24 protein-coding genes are annotated in these 21603 nt (G+C 72.5%); 6 read left to right on the forward strand and 18 right to left on the reverse strand.

What is annotated here, in order from left to right; translation table 11 throughout:
- Positions 1–24: 24 nt before the first annotated feature.
- From ACZ4TW_RS00505 to ACZ4TW_RS00535, 7 genes are all read right to left on the reverse strand, one after another.
- Complete coding sequence (locus ACZ4TW_RS00505) at positions 25–654, reverse strand: CE1759 family FMN reductase (RefSeq protein ID WP_465539109.1); 630 nt, start codon at positions 652–654, stop codon at positions 25–27.
- Positions 651–1877, reverse strand: coding sequence for an LLM class flavin-dependent oxidoreductase (locus ACZ4TW_RS00510; protein ID WP_465539110.1), 1227 nt, complete (start codon positions 1875–1877; stop codon positions 651–653). The genes ACZ4TW_RS00505 and ACZ4TW_RS00510 overlap by 4 nt, the downstream gene beginning before the upstream one ends.
- 73 nt (positions 1878–1950) lie before the next feature.
- Complete coding sequence (locus tag ACZ4TW_RS00515) at positions 1951–2751, reverse strand: fructosamine kinase family protein (protein WP_465539111.1); 801 nt, start codon at positions 2749–2751, stop codon at positions 1951–1953.
- A gap of 51 nt (positions 2752–2802) precedes the next feature.
- A complete protein-coding gene (locus ACZ4TW_RS00520; protein ID WP_465539113.1) occupies positions 2803–4434 on the reverse strand; it encodes a M28 family peptidase in 1632 nt (543 codons plus the stop codon).
- Between the two features lie 134 nt (positions 4435–4568).
- Complete coding sequence (locus ACZ4TW_RS00525) at positions 4569–5183, reverse strand: hypothetical protein (RefSeq protein ID WP_465539115.1); 615 nt, start codon at positions 5181–5183, stop codon at positions 4569–4571.
- Positions 5184–5215: 32 nt separating this feature from the next.
- Positions 5216–6103 (reverse strand): LLM class flavin-dependent oxidoreductase, encoded by an 888-nt coding sequence (locus ACZ4TW_RS00530; protein WP_465539117.1) that lies wholly within the window; start codon positions 6101–6103, stop codon positions 5216–5218.
- Positions 6104–6113: 10 nt separating this feature from the next.
- Entirely contained in the window at positions 6114–7124 is a 1011-nt protein-coding gene (locus tag ACZ4TW_RS00535) for an EamA family transporter (protein WP_465539118.1), read from the reverse strand.
- Positions 7125–7217: 93 nt separating this feature from the next.
- Here ACZ4TW_RS00535 and ACZ4TW_RS00540 point away from each other — a divergent pair, with 93 nt between their 5' ends.
- Positions 7218–7778 (forward strand): CGNR zinc finger domain-containing protein, encoded by a 561-nt coding sequence (locus ACZ4TW_RS00540; protein ID WP_465539121.1) that lies wholly within the window; start codon positions 7218–7220, stop codon positions 7776–7778.
- 84 nt (positions 7779–7862) lie between these two features.
- Here the strand turns inward: ACZ4TW_RS00540 and ACZ4TW_RS00545 are convergent, their stop codons facing one another.
- Together ACZ4TW_RS00545 and rpsO are read right to left on the reverse strand one after the other, a co-directional pair.
- Positions 7863–8426: a type 1 glutamine amidotransferase domain-containing protein gene (locus ACZ4TW_RS00545; RefSeq protein WP_465539123.1), complete on the reverse strand. Its 564-nt coding sequence runs from the start codon at positions 8424–8426 to the stop codon at positions 7863–7865.
- 173 nt (positions 8427–8599) lie between these two features.
- Positions 8600–8869, reverse strand: a complete 270-nt coding sequence (gene rpsO / locus ACZ4TW_RS00550; RefSeq protein WP_243556714.1) for a 30S ribosomal protein S15 — start codon at positions 8867–8869, stop codon at positions 8600–8602.
- Positions 8870–9077: 208 nt separating this feature from the next.
- On the opposite strand from rpsO, the gene ACZ4TW_RS00555 reads away from it, so the two are divergent.
- From ACZ4TW_RS00555 to ACZ4TW_RS00565, 3 genes are all read left to right on the forward strand, one after another.
- On the forward strand, positions 9078–9914 hold the full coding sequence (locus ACZ4TW_RS00555; protein WP_465539125.1) for a hypothetical protein: 837 nt from the start codon (positions 9078–9080) through the stop codon (positions 9912–9914).
- 201 nt (positions 9915–10115) lie between these two features.
- Positions 10116–10871: an SDR family NAD(P)-dependent oxidoreductase gene (locus ACZ4TW_RS00560; RefSeq protein ID WP_465539127.1), complete on the forward strand. Its 756-nt coding sequence runs from the start codon at positions 10116–10118 to the stop codon at positions 10869–10871.
- An 11-nt stretch (positions 10872–10882) separates the two neighbouring features.
- Positions 10883–11242, forward strand: a complete 360-nt coding sequence (locus ACZ4TW_RS00565) for a DUF488 domain-containing protein (protein ID WP_465539129.1) — start codon at positions 10883–10885, stop codon at positions 11240–11242.
- Positions 11243–11346: 104 nt separating this feature from the next.
- Here the strand turns inward: ACZ4TW_RS00565 and ACZ4TW_RS00570 are convergent, their stop codons facing one another.
- Together ACZ4TW_RS00570 and ACZ4TW_RS00575 are read right to left on the reverse strand one after the other, a co-directional pair.
- Positions 11347–12351 carry an NAD(P)-dependent alcohol dehydrogenase gene (locus ACZ4TW_RS00570; RefSeq protein WP_465539131.1) on the reverse strand — a complete coding sequence of 335 codons (1005 nt, stop codon included), beginning with the start codon at positions 12349–12351 and terminating at the stop codon, positions 11347–11349.
- A complete protein-coding gene (locus ACZ4TW_RS00575) occupies positions 12348–13193 on the reverse strand; it encodes a CPBP family intramembrane glutamic endopeptidase (RefSeq protein WP_465539133.1) in 846 nt (281 codons plus the stop codon). The genes ACZ4TW_RS00570 and ACZ4TW_RS00575 overlap by 4 nt, the downstream gene beginning before the upstream one ends.
- A gap of 102 nt (positions 13194–13295) precedes the next feature.
- On the opposite strand from ACZ4TW_RS00575, the gene ACZ4TW_RS00580 reads away from it, so the two are divergent.
- Positions 13296–14444 (forward strand): M4 family metallopeptidase, encoded by a 1149-nt coding sequence (locus tag ACZ4TW_RS00580; protein ID WP_465539135.1) that lies wholly within the window; start codon positions 13296–13298, stop codon positions 14442–14444.
- A gap of 7 nt (positions 14445–14451) precedes the next feature.
- Here ACZ4TW_RS00580 and ACZ4TW_RS00585 read toward each other — a convergent pair whose 3' ends face one another.
- Together ACZ4TW_RS00585 and fdhD are read right to left on the reverse strand one after the other, a co-directional pair.
- Entirely contained in the window at positions 14452–16740 is a 2289-nt protein-coding gene (locus tag ACZ4TW_RS00585) for an FdhF/YdeP family oxidoreductase (protein WP_465539137.1), read from the reverse strand.
- Complete coding sequence (gene fdhD / locus ACZ4TW_RS00590) at positions 16737–17573, reverse strand: formate dehydrogenase accessory sulfurtransferase FdhD (protein ID WP_465539139.1); 837 nt, start codon at positions 17571–17573, stop codon at positions 16737–16739. The genes ACZ4TW_RS00585 and fdhD overlap by 4 nt, the downstream gene beginning before the upstream one ends.
- A 55-nt stretch (positions 17574–17628) precedes the next feature.
- On the opposite strand from fdhD, the gene ACZ4TW_RS00595 reads away from it, so the two are divergent.
- Positions 17629–17979 carry a protealysin inhibitor emfourin gene (locus ACZ4TW_RS00595; RefSeq protein WP_465539141.1) on the forward strand — a complete coding sequence of 117 codons (351 nt, stop codon included), beginning with the start codon at positions 17629–17631 and terminating at the stop codon, positions 17977–17979.
- On the opposite strand, the gene ACZ4TW_RS00600 is transcribed toward ACZ4TW_RS00595, so the two are convergent.
- From ACZ4TW_RS00600 to ACZ4TW_RS00620, 5 genes are all read right to left on the reverse strand, one after another.
- Positions 17966–18790, reverse strand: coding sequence for an anti-sigma factor (locus tag ACZ4TW_RS00600; RefSeq protein WP_465539144.1), 825 nt, complete (start codon positions 18788–18790; stop codon positions 17966–17968). The two genes, ACZ4TW_RS00595 and ACZ4TW_RS00600, sit on opposite strands and share 14 nt — an antisense overlap.
- Complete coding sequence (locus tag ACZ4TW_RS00605; RefSeq protein ID WP_465539146.1) at positions 18771–19340, reverse strand: RNA polymerase sigma factor; 570 nt, start codon at positions 19338–19340, stop codon at positions 18771–18773. The genes ACZ4TW_RS00600 and ACZ4TW_RS00605 overlap by 20 nt, the downstream gene beginning before the upstream one ends.
- A 119-nt stretch (positions 19341–19459) precedes the next feature.
- Complete coding sequence (locus ACZ4TW_RS00610; protein WP_465539148.1) at positions 19460–20131, reverse strand: class F sortase; 672 nt, start codon at positions 20129–20131, stop codon at positions 19460–19462.
- A gap of 5 nt (positions 20132–20136) precedes the next feature.
- Positions 20137–20970 (reverse strand): DUF4397 domain-containing protein, encoded by an 834-nt coding sequence (locus ACZ4TW_RS00615; protein WP_465539150.1) that lies wholly within the window; start codon positions 20968–20970, stop codon positions 20137–20139.
- A 170-nt stretch (positions 20971–21140) separates the two neighbouring features.
- Positions 21141–21512: an FKBP-type peptidyl-prolyl cis-trans isomerase gene (locus tag ACZ4TW_RS00620; RefSeq protein WP_465539153.1), complete on the reverse strand. Its 372-nt coding sequence runs from the start codon at positions 21510–21512 to the stop codon at positions 21141–21143.
- Positions 21513–21603 lie beyond the last annotated feature (91 nt).

Here is a 21603-nt window from a genome sequence, read left to right on the forward strand (position 1 = left end):
CGCCGGACGTCGGCGGGTCGGCGCCTACTCCCCCGCGAGCCCGCCCAGCAGGTGACCCGTCGGACGGTCGAGCGAGAAGGGGTCGCTCACGAGCTCGCTGCGGTCCGTCCGCTCGACGAGCTCGGCGAACTCCCTCGCGCCGCGGAAGATGCGGTCGGGCAGGGAGCGAACGCCGTCGCCGCCGTCGCCCCAGTCACCCGTCGCGGCGAAGACGCCGGTCGGGACCGGGATCGCGTGCAGGTAGGTGAACAGCGGGCGGATGGCGTAGTCGATCGCGAGCGAGTGCCGTGGCGTGCCGCCCGTCGCGCCGAGCAGCACGGGCAGGTCGGTGAGCGCCTGCGGGTCGATCACGTCGATGAACGACTTGAACAGGCCCGCATAGCTCGTCGTGAAGATCGGCGTGACGGCGATGAGGCCGTCGGCCGACGCCACCGCGTCGAGCGCCTCCTCGAGCTTCGGCGGGGCGAAGCCGAGCAGCAGGTTGTTCGTGATGTCGTGCGCGAGGTCGCGCAGCTCGAACGTGCGCACCTCGACCTCGACGCCGCGCTCGGCGAGGATGCCGGCGGCGTCGGCCGCTAGGCGGTCGGCGAGCTGCCGGGTCGAGCTCGGCGTCGAGAGGCCAGCCGAGACCACGACGATCTTCTTCGCGGTCATCGTGCACCCGCCGTCCGCGTCGCGGCCGGGCCGAAGGCCGAGCCGGATGCCGCCCCGACGGGCGTCGCCGGAGCGTCCTGGTAGGGCGAGCCGAGCGTGAGGTTGTCGCCCCGGTTGGCGTTCGGGGTCGCCTGGCGCGGCGCGGCATCCCCGTAGGTGGCCTTCACGAGCGAGGCGTGCGTGGGAGCGTCGGGCACGTCGGCGGGGCGGTCCTTCGCGAACTCGCGTCGCAGCACGGGCACGACCTCCTCACCGAGCAGGTCGAGCTGCTCGAGCACGGTCTTCAGCGGCAGGCCGGCGTGGTCGATGAGCCAGAGCTGGCGCTGGTAGTCGCCCACGTAGTCGCGGAAGCCGAGCGTGCGGTCGATGACCTCCTGCGGGCTGCCGACGGTCAGCGGCGTCTGCTGCGTGAAGTCCTCCATGCTCGGGCCGTGGCCGTACACCGGCGCGTTGTCGAAGTACGGGCGGAACTCGTTCACGGCGTCCTGCGAGTTCTTGCGCATGAACACCTGGCCGCCGAGTCCGACGATCGCCTGCGCGGCCGTGCCGTGGCCGTGGTGCTCGAAGCGCTGGCGGTAGAGGGCCACCATCCGCTGGGTGTGCGAGGCCGGCCAGAAGATGTGGTTGGCGAAGAACCCGTCGCCGTAGAACGCGGCCTGCTCGGCGATCTCGGGCGTGCGGATCGAGCCGTGCCAGACGAACGGCGGCACGCCGTCGAGCGGGCGCGGCGTCGAGGTGAAGCCCTGCAGCGGCGTGCGGAACTTGCCCTCCCAGTCGACGACGTCCTCACGCCACAGGCGGTGCAGCAGCTCGTAGCTCTCGATCGAGATCGGCAGGCCCTGGCGGATGTCCTTGCCGAACCAGGGGTAGACGGGCCCGGTGTTGCCGCGGCCGAGCATGAGGTCGGCGCGGCCGCCCGACACGTGCTGGAGCATCGCGTAGTCCTCGGCGATCTTCACCGGGTCGTTCGTGGTGATGAGCGTGGTCGCGGTCGACAGCTGGAGGGTCGAGGTCTGGCCCGCGATGTACGCGAGCGTCGTCGTCGGCGAGGAGGACCAGAACGGCGGGTTGTGGTGCTCGCCGAGCGCGAAGACGTCGAGCCCGACCTCCTCGGCGTGCTTGGCGATCGTCAGCGTGGCCTGGATGCGCTCCGCCTCGGTCGGGGTGCGACCGGTGGTGGGGTCCTGCGTGATGTCGCTGACGGTGAAGATTCCGAACTGCATGTCGCCCTCCTGGGCTCCTCGTCTCACTTCATGCGTTTGCATGCAATTGGTCAGAACGGATGGCGCACCCCGTCTATTCCCGGCGGCGCTCGACCAGGTCGAGCACAGCCCCGGCCGCCTCGACGAGGGCGAGCCCGTACCCCCTCCCGTGCCCGGCCGCGTGCACCGCGAGCGGATGCAGCTGATGCAGCGGTACGCGTTCGCGCCATCCGTCGCGCAGCGGGGCGGCCGCGTCGTACGCGGCGACCACCTCGCCCAGGAACGGGCAGCCGAACAGCGCGAGCATCGCGAGGTCGGTCTCGCGGTGACCGCCGTGCGCCGCCGGGTCGATGAGCACGACGCCGTCGGCCGACCAGAGCACGTTGCCGTTACAGAGGTCGCCGTGCAGCCGAGCCGGGGGCTCGGCGTCGTCGAAGGCGCCGGTGGCGATCGCGTCGCATGCGCGACGGACGAGCGTCGCCTCCGATGCGGTCACATCGCCGATCCGCTCGGCGATCTCCAGGAACGGGAGCACGCGGTCGCGCGCGTAGAACGCGCCCCAACGGTCCTCTGCCGCCGCGGGCATGCGGCGACGACCGATGAAGAGCGGGCCCCGCCATCCGTCGGGCGGCGCCCCGAAGGCGGTTGCGCCGGCCGAGTGGGTGCGGGCGAGGTCGCGGCCGAACGCCGACGCGGCGGCCGCGTCGGGCCGCACCTCGTCGATGCGCTCGAGCTGGATCCATCCGGGACCGACGGCGGGTACGCGCGCGGTGCGCACGCCGCCCGCTGCCGCGAGCCAGGCCAGCCCCGCGGCCTCGGCCTCGAAGAAGCCCTCGGGTGCGTCGGCGCGGCGCTTCACGATCGTCTGCACCGCCCCAGTCTTCTGTACGAGCACGGGGCCCGCCGCAGACGCGACGGGCCCCGCTGGGACGGATCCGGGCTGGACTCAGTCCACCTCGTGCGGCTCGTGATCGTGATCGTGGTCGGGGGCGAGACCTCCGCCACCGGGGTTGTTCACGGTCTTCTCGGGGCCGACCGGCGCGGGCAGGGTGAATCCGCCCGGCACCGTCTTCCCGACCACGCCGTTCACCGACTCGGTCGAGTAGGCGAAGGTGAGCACCGCGGTCGCGATCGCATCTGCGTTGACGCCCAGGGCGTCGAGCGCCAGGTTGTCGATGTCGTCGCAGGCGAGGTGGTAGCAGGGGTCGTACTGCTCCCCGGCCTCTCCGCCCCAGATCGCCTCCTGCTCCTCGGTCTTGACGACCTCGGCGCCTGTGAACAGGCCGCCGGCGGGAATGCCGTTCTGAATGAAGGCCTGGTAGTCGCTCCGGCCGCTGAACTCGGCGTCGTCGTAGGGAATCCCCATCTTCGTGAAGTAGCTCTCGAAGACGTCCTCGATCTGGATCGAGCCCTCGGGGACGACGACCGGGGCGGGCCAGCTCGACTCGTCGCCGTCGTACACCATGTAGATGTAGTTCGGCGAAGCCACCATGTCGAAGTTGAGGTAGAGGCCGACCTCATCGAGGGTGCCGAGCTCGAGCTGTTCGGCGACGTAGGCCCGCGAGCCGAGCAGGCCGGCTTCCTCTGCACCCCACCATGCGAACCGGAGCGTGTTCTGCGGCTTGAGCTTCGAGAGCTGCTCCGCCAGTTCGATGAGCGCGGACGAGCCGCTTCCGTTGTCGTTGATGCCGGGGCCGCGCTGGACGGAGTCGAGGTGGGCGCCGGCCATGACCACGTTGGAGTCGCCGCTGGCTCCCGGCAGCTCCGCGATCACGTTCAGCTGGGGGCGCTGCGACGGCTCATCCACCTTGATCCGCGCGGTCGCACCGTCGACCGCGAGCGCGGCGCCATCGGCGAAGCTCGCGCCGACGACCGGAATCGACAGCGGAGTCTGGTTCGCGCCGAACAGCGTCCCGGTGATGAGCCCGGAGCGAGCTTCGGTGTTGCCCTGGTTGAAGATGATGACGGCCTCGGCGCCGGCGGTCTGGGCGTTGATGGCCTTGATGCCGAACTCGCAGGTTCCACGCTGGATCAGCGCGATGTCGCTGTCGCCCGACCAGTCGATGCCGGCGAAGTCGGCCGCCTCGCACCCGCTGTTGACCGGATCGCGCGGCAGGTCCAGCACGATGTCGACGGGTATCACATTGCCGGTGATCTCTCCGTACCCCGTGCCGGTGAAGATGCCGGTCTCGAGCGTCCCGAGGTCGGGCACGATGGCCTCGAGTTCAGCCGGCGGCACGTACGTGAACGGGAACTCGTCGAGCTCGACGTTCCATCCGGCCGCCTCGAGTCGATCGACGACGTACTCGACGCTCTCGTCGTAGCCCGTGGTTCCGGCGGCCCGAATGCCGCCGTTCGCGTCGGCGATGGCCTGGAACGCCCGCTGGTGCTCCATGATGCCCTCGACGCTCACGCATTCGAGCAACTTCTCGTAGGTGTTGTTCGTGCGGGCGTCGCAGCCCTTCGCCGGCGGGGCCGCCAGTGCGGCCCCTGCGGGTGCCAGCGCGAGTGCACCGACCACGGATGTCGCGGTCGCCAGCACCGTTGCGCGGCGGGAAAGCCTTGCAGTTCGATACATCGTCTCTCCTTTTTCAGGAGCGTCCTCGTCGACAGCCCCTGAGGCGAGACCCTAGCCCCGCCGCAACACGAAGAAACAGTCTTGACTTCCACGCACGTCCCGCATATGGGGGACGTTCGGCTGGACGGACGGGCTCAGTCGGGACGATCGGCCTCGAGCACCGCGGGCAGCCCGCTGAGGTCGAGGTCGACGCGGAACGGCCGCGACGCGCCCTCGATCCGCGCGGGCACGCGCACGTAGACGCCGTCGGCGCGGAGCGCGTCGAGGCGGTCGCGCCAGCGCGCGTCCGCGCCATCCGGCAGGAAGCCCGCGTGGCGGGGGCGGCCGCTGTCGATGAGTTGCACGCCGATGCGGTAGCGCGGCGACAGCCAGCGCCGCGCGCGCGGCACGAGCACCGCGTACTGGTCGGTGCCCCCGCTCACGCGTGCGATCTCGATCGCGGCCTGGTGGCGGTACGCGTCGGCCACGGGCACGACCGTGCGAACCTCGGCGCGGGCCGACGATGCGTCGACGACCTGCAGGTCGTCCAACGTCGACAGGTCGCCCATCGGATCGGGGTTCCGCATGCGGCGCTCCCGCAGGAAGCCCGCCACGAGCCACGCCGCCGCGAGCGCGATCCCCGCCAGCAGGAGGACGTAGCCGAGCCCCGACTCGGGTCGCACGGCGCCCGTCAGGACCAGCAGCACGACGAGGACGAGGTAGGGCAGCGGCTCCCAGCGGAGCGGCGACACGAAGCGGGGCGCGGACACCACGACAGGCTACCCGTCGCCCGGGCGGCCGATCAGCGCAGCGCGTCGAGCCGCGACCCGATCGCCTCGAGCACGGCCTCACTGCCCGCGTAGATGCCGTGCTCGCGCGGGCGGTGGGCGACCACGTCGGTGAAGCCGAGCTCGCGAGCCCGCCCGACGGCGTCCTCGAACGCGTCCACGCTCACCATCGAGTAGCGCTGCTCGTCGTCGAGCGAGAGCACGCGATCGACGTCGGCCGGGTCGCGCCCCTCGGCGGCGCACGCGTCGTCGAGCCGGTCGACGAGCTCGGCGACGCCGGCCCACCATGCGGCATCCGTGTCGGCCTGGGGACCGGTCGTCACCCAGCCCGAGCCGGTCCGCGCGGCGAGCCGCATCGACCTCGGCCCGTTCGCGGCGATGAGGAACGGCATGCGCGGCTCCTGGGCGGGATCGCCGACCATGCGTGCCGCGGCGGCCGAGAACCAGTCGCCCGAGTACGAGATCCCCTGCCCCGACCCGCGTTCGAAGCGCAGCAGCAGATCGAGCGCCTCGACGAACTCGCGGAACCGCTCGTGCCGCTCGCGCGCGGTCAGCTCGCCCTGCCCGAGCACGAACGCGTCGAACCCGGTACCGCCCGACCCGAGCCCGAGCACGACGCGGCCCCCCGAGATCTGGTCGAGGGTCGCGACATCCTTCGCGAACGGCACCGGATGCCGATAGTTCGGACTCGCGACGAACGTGCCGAGCCGGATCCGCTCGGTCGCCATGGCCGCGGCCGTGAGCGTCGGGACGGTCGCGTGCCACCGCTCCCCCGCGAGGCCGCGCCACGAGAGGTGGTCGTACGTCCAGGCGTGGTCGAAGCCGAGTCGCTCGGCGTCGCGCCAGAGCCGGGCCGCCTCGGGCCACTCGTACTGGGGCAGGATGACGAGTCCGAAGCGCATGGCGCCGAGCCTACGGGGTGCGCGCGGGGGTCGGCCCGGTCGGCGAGGGCCGGGTCGGTGACGGCTCGACGGCGACGGGCACGAGGTCGAAGTCGAGCGCGACGGATGCCGCATCGGCGGGCCGGCGCTCCAGTCGGACGAGCACGATCCCGCCGAGGATCAGGGCGCCGCCGAGGATCTGCAGCGGCCCGAGCGCCTCGCCGAGGAGGATCCAGCCGACGACGCCCGCGAAGACGACCTCGGAAAGGCCGAGGAACGACGAGAGCCGCGCGCCGAGCATGCGGATCGCGGCGATGCCCGCCACGTAGGCGAAGGCCGTCGACACGGCGCCGACGGTCAGCAGCAGCACCCACCACGGCGCAGTGCCGCCCAGGAACGGCACGTCGGTGAAGGTCGCCTCCATCGGCAGCAGCCCGACCGCGCCGGCGATCGCGAGGGCGATCGCGCCGATCACGAAGCCGGCGGCGATGAGCGCGAGCGGCGGAACCTGCTCGGTCGCCGACTCGCCGATCGCATAGTAGACGCAGACGCCGACCATGGCGGCCGCGGCGAAGGCCAGGCCGAGCGGGTCGAGGTCGCCGCCGCCCGGCCCGATCACGAGCACGAGGCCGGCGATGGCCAGCACCGAACCGCCGAGCACGATGAGCTGCGGCATCCGTCGCGTGCGCGCCCAGGCGAAGAGGACGAGCGCGATGGGCGCGAGGTACTCGATGAGCAGCGTCGTCGACACGGGGATGCGCTCGAGCGACGCGTAGAACGCGAACTGCACGCCGGCGACCGCGACCGTGCCGTAGAGCAGGACCGTCCATCGTGCGCGCCAGAGCGGGCGGAGGTCGAACCGCAGGGCGATGAGGCCCGGGACGGCGAGCAGCACGGCCGCGATCGAGATACGTGCGAGCACCGCGGCGCCGGGCGACCAGCCGCTCTCGAGGAGCGGCTTGACGAATACGCCGCCGGCGCCGAAGGCGAGGCCGGCGCCGAGGCCGAGCGCGATGCCGACGAGTCCCCGTGATGCGCGCACGGCCGCCTCCCTCCGAGTTCGGGATGTCATCGCCCCGTCAGGGGCGAACGACGTTATGCTCGTGACAGTACTCTGCAGGATGTCAGGAGTCAAATGATTTTCACCGATGACACGGTGGCGGCCCTCGGGTTCATGGCGGCGGTCGCCGACACCGTGCCCGGCGCGTCCGAATCGGGCGAGGACGAGCTCGCCACGACGGCGCAGCTCGCCTCCCTCCTCGACGCCTGGGGCTTCTCGGGCCGGCGCGACGGCGACCGGCGCGAGCTCGACGAGGTGCGCGCCGTCCGCGCCCGCCTGCGCGGGATCTGGACCCTCGAGCGCGACGAGATGGCCGAGGTCGTCAACGCGATCCTCGAGGAGACCAACGCGACGCCGAAGCTCATGCGACACGACGACCTCGACTGGCACATCCACGCCGTCTCGCAGGAGTCGCCGCTCGCCGAGCGCATGCTCGTCGAGGGCGCGATGGCGCTCGTCGACGTCATCCGCGCCGACGAGACCCGCCGGCTGGCGCAGTGCGACGCCGACGACTGCACGGGCGTGTTCGTCGACCTGTCGAAGAACGCGTCGAAGCGCTACTGCAGCGTGCGCTGCGGCAACCGCATGGCCGCTCGTGCGCACCGGGCGCGCGCCGGCGACGCACCCGCGGCCTGAGCCCGATCAGTCTGACCAGGGCGGATGCCGCGGGCGAACCCCACGCCCGCGGCATCCCGTCTGCGTCCCCCGCGGCGCCTCGCCTCAGGCGACCTGCCCCGCGTGCTCCCCCTCGGAGATCTCCTCGATCGCCTTCTCGATGAAGGCCGGCAGGTCGTCGGGATTGCGGCTCGACACGAGCCCCTGGTCGACGACGACCTCCTCGTCGACCCACTGGGCGCCGGCGTTGCGCAGGTCGGTCCTGAGCGAGGGGTACGACGTGACGATGCGCCCGCGCAGCACGTCGGCCTCGGTGAGGATCCACGCTCCGTGGCAGATCACCGCCACCGGCTTGTGCTGCTCGAAGAAACCGCGCGCGAACGCGACGGCGGCGCCGTCCATGCGCAGGTGGTCGGCGTTCACGACGCCGCCCGGCAGCACGAGCGCGTCGTAGAGGTCGGCGGCGACATCGCCGGCGGCGTGGTCGACGTCGAACGTGTCGGCTTCCTCGACGTGGTTCATGCCCTGCACGGTGCCGGCCTTCGGTGCGATCACGTCCACTTCGGCACCCGCGGCGCGGATCGCCTCGAACGGCTCGGTGAACTCGACCTGCTCGAATCCGTCGGTCATGAGGAACGCGACCTTCTTCCCGGTCAGTCGGTCGGTCATGCGGTGTCTCCTTCCCTCGGGAACGGTGTCCACGCTAGGCAGCGCCCGCGGTCGCCCGTCAGGGGGTTGACAGTATCGGGGAATGACGAAGGCCCCCCGGGCCTGCTTCAGCAGGGCGGGGGGCCTTCGCAAGAAGTTCGCGGTGTCAGCGAGAGCCGCGTCGGGTCTGACGCCTAGCGGCGCAGCCCGAGACGCTCGATGAGCGCCCGGTAGCGGTTGATGTCGACGTCGGCGAGGTAGCCGAGCAGACGACGACGCTGACCGACGAGGAGCAGCAGGCCACGACGCGAGTGGTGGTCGTGCTTGTGCTCCTTGAGGTGCTCGGTGAGGTCCTTGATCCGCTTGGTGAGGATCGCGATCTGGACCTCGGGGGATCCAGTGTCACCGGGGTGCGTCGCGTACTCTTCGATGATCGCCTTCTTGGTCTCTGCATCCAGTGCCATAGATGGGATCCCCTTCCTTCTCGTTGCGCGCTGCCCGGGGCCGTCTGCCTGGGCTCTCTTGATGCGCGGCCGATTCACGGCAACCTCACGATACTAGCAGAGCGGATGCCGCGGCTCGGACGATCCTCGACGACCGGGCGCCGCCCCCACTTCGCGGCCTACCTGCGGGGTCGCGGCAGGTGTAGCCTCCGACCGAGGGCGTTCGAGCATGGCTGACGACGTGGATCGGTCGGAGCTCGAGGCGCGAGTCTACTCCCGCGCCGGGGCGGATGACCCGCGCGTCGATCGCCTGGATCCGCGCACCGGGCGGGTCGTCTCCGTCACCGACAGCGAGTGGCGGCTGCTGCAGGCCGAGCGCGACCGTGCGCCGCAGACGGCGGGGGTCGCGACATCCGAGCCGTCCGAGCCGTCCGAGCCGCTCGAGTCGGTGGGGTCACCCGAACCCGGCGCGCCCGCGGCGGAGCGCTGGACGGCGCGGGCGCACCGCGTGCGATGGTCGGCACCGGCCGTCGCCCTCGCGGGCGTGCTCGCCGGCGCCGGGCTCGCGGCCGCGTGGTCGTCCATCGGCGATGTCGCCGCCCGCACGCCCGAGGTGCGCGTGGAGCTCTCGCCGCGGCCGACGCATGGCATCGAGGGCGCCGAGGACCTCCCGCCGGGGGAAGCGCTCGACGTCTTCCGCGACCCGGCACGGGTCAACGGATCGTTGCCCGGATGGCTGAACGAGATCTTCCCCGTCGCGAGGGTCGCCCAGCTCGTGGGGCCGGAGGCTCCGATCCGCGGCGCGGGCGTGTACGCCGCGGTCTCGCACGACGCGATCGCGTGCCTCATCGTGCGCCTCGAGGCCAACGGCATGGTCTGGAACTGCACGTCGGTCGAGCGCCTCGTGGGCGATGGGATGTCGCTGCGCTCGCCGATTCCGGCCGGACTCGGCGAGGGCCGCGACGGCGACGGCGACGGCATCGCCGGGGACGCGTCGCGCTCCGACCTGCTCGTCGTCGAATGGAACGCGGACGGAACCTTCGAGATCACGCGCACCCTCGGCTGACGACGCGGCTCGTGCGGGGTTGCCGCGCGCGCGGAGCGGGCGTAGCGTGCCGGATGACCCGGGCGGGTGCCGCGCTCTCATGCACGCGGCATCCGCTCGCCCCCACTCGGCGATGATCGCGGCGGTACCTTGTGCCCTACCCGCCGCGTTCCCCGCCTCGTAGCGTGCTGCGCGACCCGCGACGATGAGGAGTGACACGACATGGCAGCATCAAGCGCACGTTTCGGGGGGCGCACGGCGATCGTGACGGGAGCGGGATCCGGGATCGGGCTGGCGACGACGCTGCGCCTCGCCGACGAAGGCGCCCGAGTGGTCGCGACCGACGTCTCGCAGGAGCGGCTCGACGCGCTCACGGCCGAGCATCCCGGTCTCGACGTCGGCGCGGTCGCGGGCGACATCGCGAGCGAGGAGACCGCACAGGCGCTCGTCGCGGCCGCCGGCGAGCGCATCGACGTGCTCGTGAACAACGCCGGCATCATGGACGCCTTCCTGCCCGCCGCCGAGGTCGACGACGCGACGTGGGAGCGCGTCATGGATGTCAACGTGACGGCCATCATGCGCCTGACGAGGGCCGTCCTTCCGCGGATGATCGAGGCGGGCAGCGGTGCGATCGTCAACGTCACGAGCGAGGCGGGCCTGCGCGGCTCGGCGGCGGGCGTCGCCTACACGACGTCGAAGCACGCGGTGATCGGCTACACGAAGAACACCGCGTTCATGTACGCGCCGAAGGGGATCCGCGTGAACGCGGTCGCGCCGGGCGCCACCGCCACGAACATCGAGGCGCCGTGGAGCTCGGAATGGGCGCAGGGACGCCTCGGGCCGCTCATGCAGGTGATCATCCCGGGCGTCGCGACCGCCGAGCAGCTGGCGGCCGCGATCACCTGGCTCGCGAGCGACGACTCCGCGAATGTGACGGGCGTGGTGCTCGCCTCCGACGGCGGGTGGTCGGCCATCTGATGGCGTTCGCGATGAAGCGGGTCTACGACGCCCCCGAGGCCTCCGACGGGTACCGCGTGCTCGTCGACCGGCTCTGGCCGCGCGGCGTGTCGAAGGAGCGGGCCGAGCTCGACGACTGGGCGAAGGAGGTCGCGCCCTCCCCCGACCTGCGCACCGAGTGGCACCGCAGCGACGATGCGTCGCGCTTCGACGAGTTCGCGGGGCGCTACCGCGACGAGCTCGACGCCAACCCGGCGGCCGAGGCGCTGCTCGAGACCGGGCGCACCCACGATCGCGTCACGCTGGTGTTCGGCGCGCGCGACGAGCGGGTGAACCACGTGACCGTGCTGCTCGAGTGGCTCGGCGCGCACGGGGCGGCCGTCGAGCGGTGACGAGCGCACCGAGAAGGTGACACTGCGATGACGACCGCCGATCGACGAATCCGCGACCGCGAACCGGACTCGCAGCGCGACCCCGCCGAGTCGGTGCGACGGCCCTATGGCACGATCACGAGCTTGCCACGCACCTCGCCCGCCCCGAGGCGCGCGAATGCCTCGGAAACGCGCTCGAGCGGCAGCACCTCCTCGACCACCGGCGTGACGGCACCGGATGCCACGAGCGCGCCGAGCTCGTCGAGTCCGCCGTTCGGCTTGGCGGCCAGCAGGTGCAGGGTGCGACCCTCGTCGTCGGCGCGGCCGCGTGTGGCGGCGACCGCTCCGATCGTCCGTGTCGTGCCGCCGACCACGACGAGCCGCCCCGCGGGCCGCAGGGCGCGCCGATAGGCCGTGCGCGAGCGCGACGCGACCAGGTCGACGATCACGTCGTACGCCGCGGCATCCGCGCCGTCGGCGAACGGATCGACGATCGGATCGTCGGCGTCGACCGCCGCGCTCGCGCCGAGCCCACGGAGCAGGTCGAGCTTGGCCGCTCGATCGACCGCGACGACCTCGGCCCCGAGATGCCGGCCGAGCTGGACCGCGATGGTCCCAGCGCCGCCGCCCGCTCCGACGACGAGCACCCGCTCGCCGGACTGCACGCGCCCGACGTCGACGAGCGCCTGCCACGCGAGCCCGCCCGCCTGCGGCACCGCGGCGGCGACCACCGGATCGATGTCGGACGGACGCGACCGGAGCGCCGAGGCATCCACCGCCGCGAACTCGGCGAAGCCGCCCCAGCCCGCCGCGGAGGCATCGCCCCACACCTCGTCGCCGACCGCGAACGCCGCGACGCCCGGCCCCGCCTCGACGACCTCGCCGACCAGGTCGGCCCCGAGCACCGGGTGCGCCGGGCGCGAGAGGGCGCCGACGCGCACGAACCACGGCCGTCCGCGCAGCAGGTCCCAGTCCCACGAGTTCACCGACGACGCCCGCACGCGCACGAGCACCTGCCCGGGCCCCGGACTCGGCACGGCGGCCTCGACGAGCCGCAGCTCCTCCGGACCCCCGTACCGGTCGTAGCGCACCGCCCGCATGCGGGACGGACGCGCCGATGCCCCGGTCACCCGCCCGGCACCAGCGGGAAGATCGCGGGCCACCCGTTGTGCGCGTACACGATGACGCAGAACACGACCGCGTCGAAGATGAGGTGCACGACGAGCACGTACGTGAGCGACTTGGTGAGCTTGAACGTGTAGCCCTGGATGAGCGCGAACGGAATGGTGAGCAGCGGCCCCCACGCCTGGTAGCCCAGCTCCCACAGGAACGAGACGAACACGATCGCCTGCAGGAGATTCGCCTGCCACGTCGGGAAGTGCCGGCGGAGCAGCGCGAAGACGGTGCAGATGAAGAACAGCTCGTCCCACGTGCCGACCGCGTTGACGCCGACGAACAGGCGCGCGATCTCGCCCGGCTCGGTCACGGTGGGCCAGTTCCGGTAGACGCCCGAGGTGATGAAGTAGAACGGCAGGATGAGCCATCCGGCCACCGTCACGCCGACGAGGTAGAGCCACTGCGTGCGGGTCCACCGGCGGCCCGTGCGCCACGGGAACCGGATCACGCGGTCGCCGTAGAGGTAGCGCGAGATCACGTACGGCACCACGACCGCGAGGCCCAGCACGAGCGCGAAGCGCACCATCGCCGGGAACGAGATGTCGGCCTCGAGCGGCATCGTCGAGATGATCGCCTGGCCGATCGCGATGAGCGCCAGGTCGGGTGCGAGGCGCTCGGTGCGCCCCGAGCGGTCGACGAGCCACGCGATCGCGAGGCCGACGACCAGCAGCGCGTAGCCGGGCAGCTTCAGCTGGAACCCGAACAGCAGGATCGCGGCCGAGCACACGACGAGGGCGGGCACGACGGCGATGGGATGCGTGCGCACCTCGTACTGGGCGGGAGCGGTCACGGGCACATGACCAGCCTGCCATGCGGGGCCGGATGTCGCGGCGGACTCGGAGCCGACTCGCGGCGGCGGGCGCGCGACCCTGTCGGCGGCGCATGACACGATCGACCCATGACCCGGATGCCGCCGGCCGCCCCTGCCCCCGAACCTGCGCCGTTCCGCGGCATCGTGCCGCCCTGGCTGCTGCTGCGCGTCGCCGAGGCGACCGACCGCTTCGACGTCGCAGCCGACGCGGCGCGCCGGTCGCTGGTGCGCGATCGCCCGCTGCGCGACCTCCGGGCGGAGGATGCGCACCCGCCGCTCGTGGCGCACGAGCCCGAGCGCGAGCGGTGGCCGTCGGTGCACGCGACGACCGAGGCCAGGCCCGGGGCTGCGGCCGGCATCGCGCCGACGTCGCCCGACCGGCGCATCTCCGACGCCGAGCACCTCGAGACGCTCCCCGGCCGGCTGGTGCGCCGCGAGGGCGACCCCGACACCGGCGACACGTCGGTCGACCAGGCGTACGACGGGCTCGGCGAGGTGTACCGCCTCTTCCACCGAGTGTACGGGCGCGACGCGATCGACGGCGGTGGTGCGTCCCTCGAGGCGACCGTGCACTTCGGCGACCGCTACGACAACGCGTTCTGGGATGGCGAGCGCATGGTCTTCGGCGACGGCGACGGCGAGGTGTTCCGCGGGTTCACGCACTCGCTGAGCGTCATCGGGCACGAGCTGACCCACGGCGTCACCGAGGCGACCGCGCGGCTGCGGTACCGCGATCAGTCGGGTGCGCTCAACGAGCACGTGTCCGACGTGTTCGGCGCGCTCGTCGAGCAGTACGCAATGGGCCAGGATGCCGACGCCGCGAGCTGGCTCATCGGCGAGGGCGTCTTCACCGACCTCGTGCAGGGGCGCGCACTGCGATCGTTGATCGAGCCCGGCACCGCCTACGACGACGACGTGCTCGGCCGCGACCCGCAGCCGGCGCACATGCGCGACTTCGTGCGCACGCGCGACGACAACGGCGGCGTGCACCTGAACTCCGGCATCCCGAACCGCGCGTTCGCGCTCGCGGCCGTCGAGCTGGGCGGCTTCGCGTGGGAGCACGTGGGCCGCGTCTGGTACGAGACGCTCACCGGCGGCGTGCTCGGGCCCGACGACGGCTTCGCGGTGTTCGCGCCGGCGACGCTCGCGGCCGCGAAGGCGCGCTTCGGCGACGCCTCGCGCGAGGCGCGGGCGGTGGCGGGCGCATGGCGCGCGGTGGGCCTCGAGCCCGACTGAGCGCGGCTCAGCCCACGCGTTCCAGACGCACGATGACCGCCTTCGACACGGGCGTGTTGCTGCCGAGCGCGGTGCTGCCGAGCGGCACCAGCACGTTCGCCTCGGGGAAGTACGCCGCCGCGCATCCCCGCGCGGTCGGATAGGCGACGACGCGCTGCCCAGGCAGCACTCGATCGGGCTCCCCCGGCCATTCGCTCACCACGTCGACGCGGTCGCCGTCGGCGAGGCCCCGTTCGGCGAGGTCGTCGGGATGCACGAACACGACGTCCCGCCCGCGACGGATCCCGCGATAGCGGTCGTCCAGGCTGTACACGGTCGTGTTGAACTGGTCGTGCGACCGCAGCGTCTGCAGGATCAGCCGGCCGGGCGGCACCTCGATCGCCTCGAGCGGATTGACGGTCAGATGGGCCCTGCCCGTCGCGGTGCGCCAGGTGCGCGAGTCCCGCGGCCCGTTCGGCAGCACGAACCCGCCCGAGCGGCGCACGTCCTCGTTGAAGTGCTCGAACCCCGGCACGACGCGACTGATGCGGTCGCGGATGACGTCGTAGTCGCGCACCATCCCCTCCCAGTCGATGCCGTGGCGATCGCCGAGCGTCGCCCGTGCCATTCCGGCCACGATGGCGATCTCGCTGCGCACGTCGTCGCCGACGGGCGGGATCGAGCCGTGCGAGGCGTGCACTGCGCACACGGTGTCCTCGACCGAGACGAACTGCGCACCGGTCTCCTGCAGGTCGACCTCGGTGCGCCCCAGTGCGGGCAGGATGAGCGCCTCCTCGCCCGTGACGACGTGCGACCGGTTGAGCTTCGTCGAGACCTGCACCGTGAGGCGCGCGCCGCGCATCGCGGCCTCCGCCGCGACCGTGTCGGAGATGGCGCCGACGAAGTTGCCGCCGAGTGCGACGAAGACCTTCACGCGTCCGTCGCGCAGCGCGCGGAGCGTGTCGACCGCGTCGAGCCCGTGCGTGCGCGGCGGCTCGAAGCCGAACTCGCGGCCGAGCGCGTCGAGGAAGGCATCGGGCATCTTCTCCCAGATGCCCATGGTGCGGTCGCCCTGCACGTTGCTGTGCCCGCGGATGGGGGACGCCCCGGCGCCGGGCCGGCCCATGTTGCCGCGCAGCAGCAGCAGGTTCACGATCTCCTTGATGGTGTCGACCGCGCGGCGCTGCTGCGTGAGCCCCATCGCCCACGTGACGATGACGCGATCGGCGGCGAGGTAGCGCGCCGCGAGGTCGTCGATCTCCTCGGCCGTGAGACCCGTCGCCCGCAGCACCTCGCCCTCGTCGAGGTCGGCGAGGTGCGCGGCGAACGCCTCGAGCCCCGTGGTGTGCTCGGCGAGGAACGCGTGGTCGAGGACGGTGCCGGGCGCGGCCTCCTCGGCGGCGAGCACGCGCCGGGACACCGCCTGCAGCAACGCCTGGTCGCCGCCCGAGCGGATCTGGTACAGCCGGTCGGCGATCGGGGTGCCCCGACCGACGAGGCCGCGCGCCTTCTGCGGGTTCCGGTAGCGCACGAGCCCGGCCTCGGGCAGCGGGTTCACCGAGACGACCGAGCCGCCGTTCCGCTTGGTCTCCTCGAGCGCCGTCAGCATGCGGGGGTGGTTCGTGCCCGGGTTCTGCCCCATCACGATGACGAGGTCGGCCTTCCCGAAGTCGTCGTACGCGATCGTCGACTTCCCGACGCCGATGACCTCGTTCAGCGCGGTGCCCGTCGACTCGTGGCACAGGTTCGAGCAGTCCGGCAGGTTGTTCGTGCCGAAGGCCCGCACGAACAGCTGGTACAGGAACGCCGTCTCGTTCGCGGTGCGCCCGCTCGTGTAGAACGCGGCCTCGTCGGGCGAGTCGAGCGCGTTCAGCCGGTCGCCGATGAGCTCGAACGCGCGCTGCCACGTGATCGTCTCGTAGCGGTCGCCGCCCGCGGGCTTGTACACGGGTTCGACGAGGCGGCCCTGCCGTCCGAGCCAGTGCTCCGTGGCATCCTGCAGCGACGAGAGCGGATGGCTCGCCCAGAACTCGTGCGGAATCGTGAGCGGCGTCGCCTCCCACGTGATCGCCTTCGCGCCGTTCTCGCAGAATTCCAGGGCGTTGCGGTGGCCCGGGTCGGGCCAGGCGCAGCTCATGCAGTCGAAGCCGTCCGTCTGGTTGACATCGAGGAGCAGGCGCGCCGCGCGCACCGGCCCGAGCTCCCGGATGGTCGACTGCAGCGTGCGCACGACCGCCTCGGCGCCGACCGCCTCGCGCTTCGGCGGGCCCACCTCGAGGTCGGGATACTCCGCGCGCTCGGGGACCGGCCGACTCACGCGGCGGCCTCGTGCCGGATGCGGTGGTCGCCCGAGTAGACGACCATCGAGCCGCCCCGCACGAATCCGGCGAGCGTCAGCCCGACCTCGTTCGCGAGGTCGACGGCGAGCGACGAGGGGGCCGAGACAGCCGCGACCACGGGGATGCCGGCCATCGACGCCTTCTGCGCGAGCTCGAAGCCCGCGCGCCCCGACAGCACCAGCGCGGTTCCCGCGAGCGGCAGGCGCCCCTCATGGACCGCCCAGCCGACGACCTTGTCGACGGCGTTGTGCCGGCCCACGTCCTCGCGGACGACGAGCACCTCGTCGCGGTCGACGTCGACGAGCGCGGCCGCATGCAGCCCGCCCGTGCGCTCGAACACGGGCTGGGCACCGCGCATGCGCTCGGGCAGTGCGGCCAGCCATGCCGCATCGACCTCGACCGGGTCGTCGGCGACCGGATGCATCGAGCGGGCGCGCACCGCGTCGATCGAGTCCTTTCCGCACAACCCGCACGCGCTCGTCATGGTCAGCGCGTGCCGCGCGCCGTCGGGCAGGACGACGCCCGCCGCGACGGTCACGTCGACCACGTTGAACTCGCCCTCGCCCGTCGGCTCTCCCGCGCAGTGCCGTGCCGCCAGCACGTCGTCGCGCCCGCGTACCACGCCCTCCGAGACGAGCAGCCCGAGCGCGAGCTCGACGTCGTGCCCGGGCGTGCGCATGGTCACGGCGAGCGCGCGCCCGCCGACGCGGACCTCGAGCGGCTCCTCGGCGGTCAGCTCGTCCTCGCGTCGCGAGATCCGCTCGCCGAACGTGTATCGGGTGACGCGTCGTCGCGCCGTGATCCGGCCCATGCCCGCCATCCTCTCATCCCGGCTCGGTCCGGCGACCGGGAGTAGCATCGGCGGCATGGACGTCGAGGTCGTGCGCAGCGGTGGGATCGCGGGGCTGCGGATCTCGTGGACGGTCAACGTCGAGGACCAGCCCGACCCCGAGGAATGGGTGCTGCTCATCGAACGGCTCCCCTGGAGCGAGACGCCGCCCGCGCCGCCCGAGCCCGACCGCTACACGTACCGGATCCGCTGCGAGCCGCACGAGGCCACCCTGGCCGAGCGGCAGGTCACGGGGCCGTGGCGCGACCTCGTCGACCGGGTGCGCGATGTCGCGGAGCCCGAGCGCGCCCGACCCCGGCCCGCCGACGGTCGGCGTCCGGCGTCGCCCGGCCGCGACGAGGGCCGCCCCGACCTCAGGTCGCGCTGAGCTCGCCGCGCACGATCGAGTCGCCCGAGTGCGCGGGGTCGCCGTCGACGGGCTCGGCCGAGACGTCGACGAGCGTGAACTCGGCGAGGTCGACGCCCGCGGGCACGACGAACCGGCCCGAGTCGCCGTCGAGGAGCCCGAGGCTCACCAGGCCCGAGGCATCGGATCGGATCAGCCAGACCTCGCGCACGTCGCCCTCGGGCACCGTGGCGTCGACGTCGACGACGATCGAGCGGACGCCGTCGGCGTCCTCCTCGACGCTCGCGTGGCCGCTCGCGTCCTCCCAGCCGGGGAACGCGGCCAGGTCGGCGCTCGCGAGCACGACCGCGGGCGACGGGCTGGGTGCGCCATCGCCGGCGAGGCCGCCGATCGCGACGCCGATGCCGACGCCGGCGAGGATGCCGCCGACCGCCGCGGCCGCGGCGACCGGCCACCACGCACGTCGGCGCGACGCGAGCTCGACCACGGGTCGCGGCTCGTCGGACGGAGCCGGCGTGGCGGCCGGCGCGACCGGTGGCGCGGGGGCCCGCTCGGCAGCGGGCGATTCGGCCACCGGACGCTCGGCGAGCGGATCGCCCGAGAGCTCGGGCGCGAGCCCCAGTTCCGCGTGGATGCCCGCCCACACCGACGACGGCGGAGGCTCGAGCAGGCCGACGTCGGCGCCGCCCCGCCCGAGCGCGACCGTGCGCGCCAGCGCGTCGTACTCGGCGAGGCACTCGGCGCACTCGGCGAGGTGGGCGCGGACCGCGTCGTCTGGTTCGCGTCCGTCGAGCGCGAGCACGGCGAGTTCATCAGGCTCGATATGGTCCATCATCCACCTCCCATCGTGCTCGCAGCCTGGCCAGGCTGCGACGGACATGGCTCTTCACGGTGCCGATCGGGATGCCGAGCGCGTCGGCGATCTGCGAGTGGCTGAGCTGGTCGTAGAACGCGAGCTGCATCACGCGCCTCGGGACGGGCTCGAGGCGCTCGAGCTCCTCGGCCACCATGACCCGCTCGGCGAGGTCGTCGTCGACGGCCTCGGAGGCGGTCGACGCCTCGGAGACGAGCGTCTCCTCGAGCCGCCGCGCGCGCGAGCGCGCCTCGTGCGCGTCGGCGATGCGGTGCCGCGTGATGCCGACGAGCCACGCGCTGAGCGTCGAACGGGCGAGGTCGAACGTGTGCCGTCCGCGCCAGGCGGAGATGTAGACCTGCTGCGTCACATCCTCGGCGTCGGTGCGATCGCCGAGCGAACGCAGCGCGAGCCGGAAGACGAGCGGCGACCAGCGGGCATACGCCTCGCGGAGCGCGCGCTCGTCGCCGGCGGCGAACTCGCGCCCGAGCGCCTGGTCGTCGATCTCGGCGAAGGAGGTCGTGGTCACCGCGCGACGCTCACCCCTTCGCCGACCGATCCGGAGGCCCTCACCGGTGGAGACCGGCGGGAGCGGTGCGACGACGGTCGCGTGCGGCACCGGCATCAGCATATCGACGCTCCATCCGGTCAGCCGAGTGGGACGGCGGTGACGACGAGATTCGACAGGTAGCGGCGGTTCTCGTAGTCGAACTCGCCGCCGCAGGTCACGAGGGTCAGGCGCGGTGCGCCCGAGCGGTCGAAGGCGGCGTCCCAGTCGACGTCGGCCTTCTCGATCACCTGCTGGGACTCCACGGCGTACGCGTGGCGCGTGCCCGCGGCATCCGTCACGAAGACCTCGGTGCCGGGTCCGGCGTCGCGCAGCCGGGCGAACGGCAGCACGTCGTACGTGAGCGAGTCGACGTGCGCGGCGATGACCGTCGACCCGGCCTCGCTCGCCGGCGCCGGGCCCCACTGGTACCACGCGGCGATCGCCGGATCGTCGAACAGGCCCATGCGGCCCTGTCCATCGAGCCCGGCGGGCTGCACGGTCACGTCGATCCCGAGTGCGGGCACCTCCAGGCGGGTCGGCGCCGGCGGGGCGACGGGCTGGTCCTTCAGGGCGGCCGACTGGCGCGGGACGTCGGGCACCGCCACCGGCGGCGCGACGGCGGCCGGTCGGGACGGCTCCTCCGGCGGGGCGGATGTCGCCGCGCCGCCGATCCCCTGCGGCGACGCGGCGCACCCGGCCATCAGGCCGACCACGGCGGAGGCCGCGACCAGGGACCCGAACACCCCGGTTGCGACCTCCTTCTCCCCCATGCGGATCAGCGCTCCGCCTTCGCGGTCGTGACCTTGCGGACCACGGCGGCCGCGAGCGCGATGGCCGCGAGCGCGGCGAGGCCGACCGCGGCCCACCCGCGCATCTGCTGCTCGGGCGAGTTCGTCGCCACGAGTCCCGCCGCTCCCGCCGGGACGCCGTCGGGGCTCGAGTGCATGCCCGTCACGTTCTGCACCGCGAGCGCGAGGTTGCCGTCCTCGAGGCTGCCCCACGCGTACACGATCGTGAGCGTGCCTTCCGAGACCGTCACATCGGCCGGTCCGATGACCGGTTCGGTGGTGCCGGTCGCGGCGACCGCCGCCGAGATGGTCCCGGGCGCGAGGTCGAGCGTCTGCTCGTCGGGGTTGGCCAGGTTCGTGATGACCGCCTGGCCGCCGGCGAGCACGTCCACAGCCGGTGCGGCGGCATCGTGGCGGACCGTCAGACGACCCTGCCCTGCCGGGATCGAGGACACGTCGTTGGTGTAGAGCGTCGCCGTCGGGTTGCCCTCGGCGTCGAGGTGCGCGACGGCGGTGTAGTTGCCGCCGGCCTCGAGAGGCAGGTCGACGGGGCCGATCGCGGGCGCGGAGGCGTCGGCGGCATCCGATGCGGTGATCGCCACCGAGTAGGTGCCCGCGGGCAGTTCGAGCGGCCCCGCGAGGTCGCCCGGTTCGAAGTCGTCGAGCGTGAGATCGTCGTTCACGTAGACGTCGACGGTCAGGTCGGGAACGCCGTGCAGCACGGACAGCATCGCGGCGTCCTCCGACGCGTTGGCCGGAGCGACGGCGCCGAGCGCGATGAGCGCGCCCGCACCGATCCCGGCGACGAGGATCTTGTTCATGGTTCCCTCCAGGTCGGCTCCGCGGGGCGGAGCGTCGAGATTGCCTGTCACCACCTACTTCCGCGGGGCCCGGCGAATCGGATGCACCTGAATGGAAATCTCTTCCGAAGACATGCAGAAGGCCGGCGGACCATGGGTCCACCGGCCTTCCGGGTGAATGCCGCGACGCGTCAGCTCACGCCGAGCAGGTCGATCACGAAGATCAGGGTCTTGCCCGAGAGCTGGTGGCCGCCGCCGGCCGGGCCGTACGCCTTCTGCGGCGGGACGGTGAGCTTGCGGCGCCCGCCGACCTTCATGCCGGGGATGCCCTCCTGCCAGCCGGCGATGAGGGCCTGCAGCGGGAAGTTGATGGACTGCCCGCGGCTCCACGACGAGTCGAACTCCTCGCCGGTCTCGTACTCGACGCCGAGGTAGTGCACGTCGACCGTCGAGCCGGGCGTGGCCTCGGCGCCGTCGCCCACGACGATGTCCTCGATGACCAGGTCGGCGGGGGCCGGACCCTCGGGAGCGTCGACCTCGGGCTTGCTGTTGGTGTCAGTCATGGGCTCCATCCAAACGGAAGTCGGGCCGAGCGGACAACCGTCCACCCGGCACTTGCGCCAACGGCGAACATCTTGCAGTCTGAAGCCCTAA

The sequence above is a fragment of the Agromyces sp. NPDC029043 genome (assembly GCF_055564615.1).

Bases quoted from the DNA above. Each gene is read 5' to 3' on its own strand.
- fdhD (WP_465539139.1), bottom strand. From the start codon at position 17,573: ATGGGCCGGATCACGGCGCGACGACGCGTCACCCGATACACGTTCGGC.
- ACZ4TW_RS00505 (WP_465539109.1), bottom strand. From the start codon at position 654: ATGACCGCGAAGAAGATCGTCGTGGTCTCGGCTGGCCTCTCGACGCCG.
- ACZ4TW_RS00610 (WP_465539148.1), bottom strand. From the start codon at position 20,131: ATGGGGGAGAAGGAGGTCGCAACCGGGGTGTTCGGGTCCCTGGTCGCG.
- ACZ4TW_RS00540 (WP_465539121.1), top strand. From the start codon at position 7,218: ATGATTTTCACCGATGACACGGTGGCGGCCCTCGGGTTCATGGCGGCG.
- ACZ4TW_RS00555 (WP_465539125.1), top strand. From the start codon at position 9,078: ATGGCTGACGACGTGGATCGGTCGGAGCTCGAGGCGCGAGTCTACTCC.
- ACZ4TW_RS00530 (WP_465539117.1), bottom strand. From the start codon at position 6,103: ATGCGCTTCGGACTCGTCATCCTGCCCCAGTACGAGTGGCCCGAGGCG.
- ACZ4TW_RS00620 (WP_465539153.1), bottom strand. From the start codon at position 21,512: ATGACTGACACCAACAGCAAGCCCGAGGTCGACGCTCCCGAGGGTCCG.
- ACZ4TW_RS00595 (WP_465539141.1), top strand. From the start codon at position 17,629: ATGGACGTCGAGGTCGTGCGCAGCGGTGGGATCGCGGGGCTGCGGATC.
- ACZ4TW_RS00520 (WP_465539113.1), bottom strand. From the start codon at position 4,434: ATGTATCGAACTGCAAGGCTTTCCCGCCGCGCAACGGTGCTGGCGACC.
- ACZ4TW_RS00560 (WP_465539127.1), top strand. From the start codon at position 10,116: ATGGCAGCATCAAGCGCACGTTTCGGGGGGCGCACGGCGATCGTGACG.
- ACZ4TW_RS00580 (WP_465539135.1), top strand. From the start codon at position 13,296: ATGACCCGGATGCCGCCGGCCGCCCCTGCCCCCGAACCTGCGCCGTTC.
- ACZ4TW_RS00545 (WP_465539123.1), bottom strand. From the start codon at position 8,426: ATGACCGACCGACTGACCGGGAAGAAGGTCGCGTTCCTCATGACCGAC.
- ACZ4TW_RS00600 (WP_465539144.1), bottom strand. From the start codon at position 18,790: ATGGACCATATCGAGCCTGATGAACTCGCCGTGCTCGCGCTCGACGGA.
- ACZ4TW_RS00510 (WP_465539110.1), bottom strand. From the start codon at position 1,877: ATGCAGTTCGGAATCTTCACCGTCAGCGACATCACGCAGGACCCCACC.
- rpsO (WP_243556714.1), bottom strand. From the start codon at position 8,869: ATGGCACTGGATGCAGAGACCAAGAAGGCGATCATCGAAGAGTACGCG.
- ACZ4TW_RS00615 (WP_465539150.1), bottom strand. From the start codon at position 20,970: ATGAACAAGATCCTCGTCGCCGGGATCGGTGCGGGCGCGCTCATCGCG.
- ACZ4TW_RS00565 (WP_465539129.1), top strand. From the start codon at position 10,883: ATGAAGCGGGTCTACGACGCCCCCGAGGCCTCCGACGGGTACCGCGTG.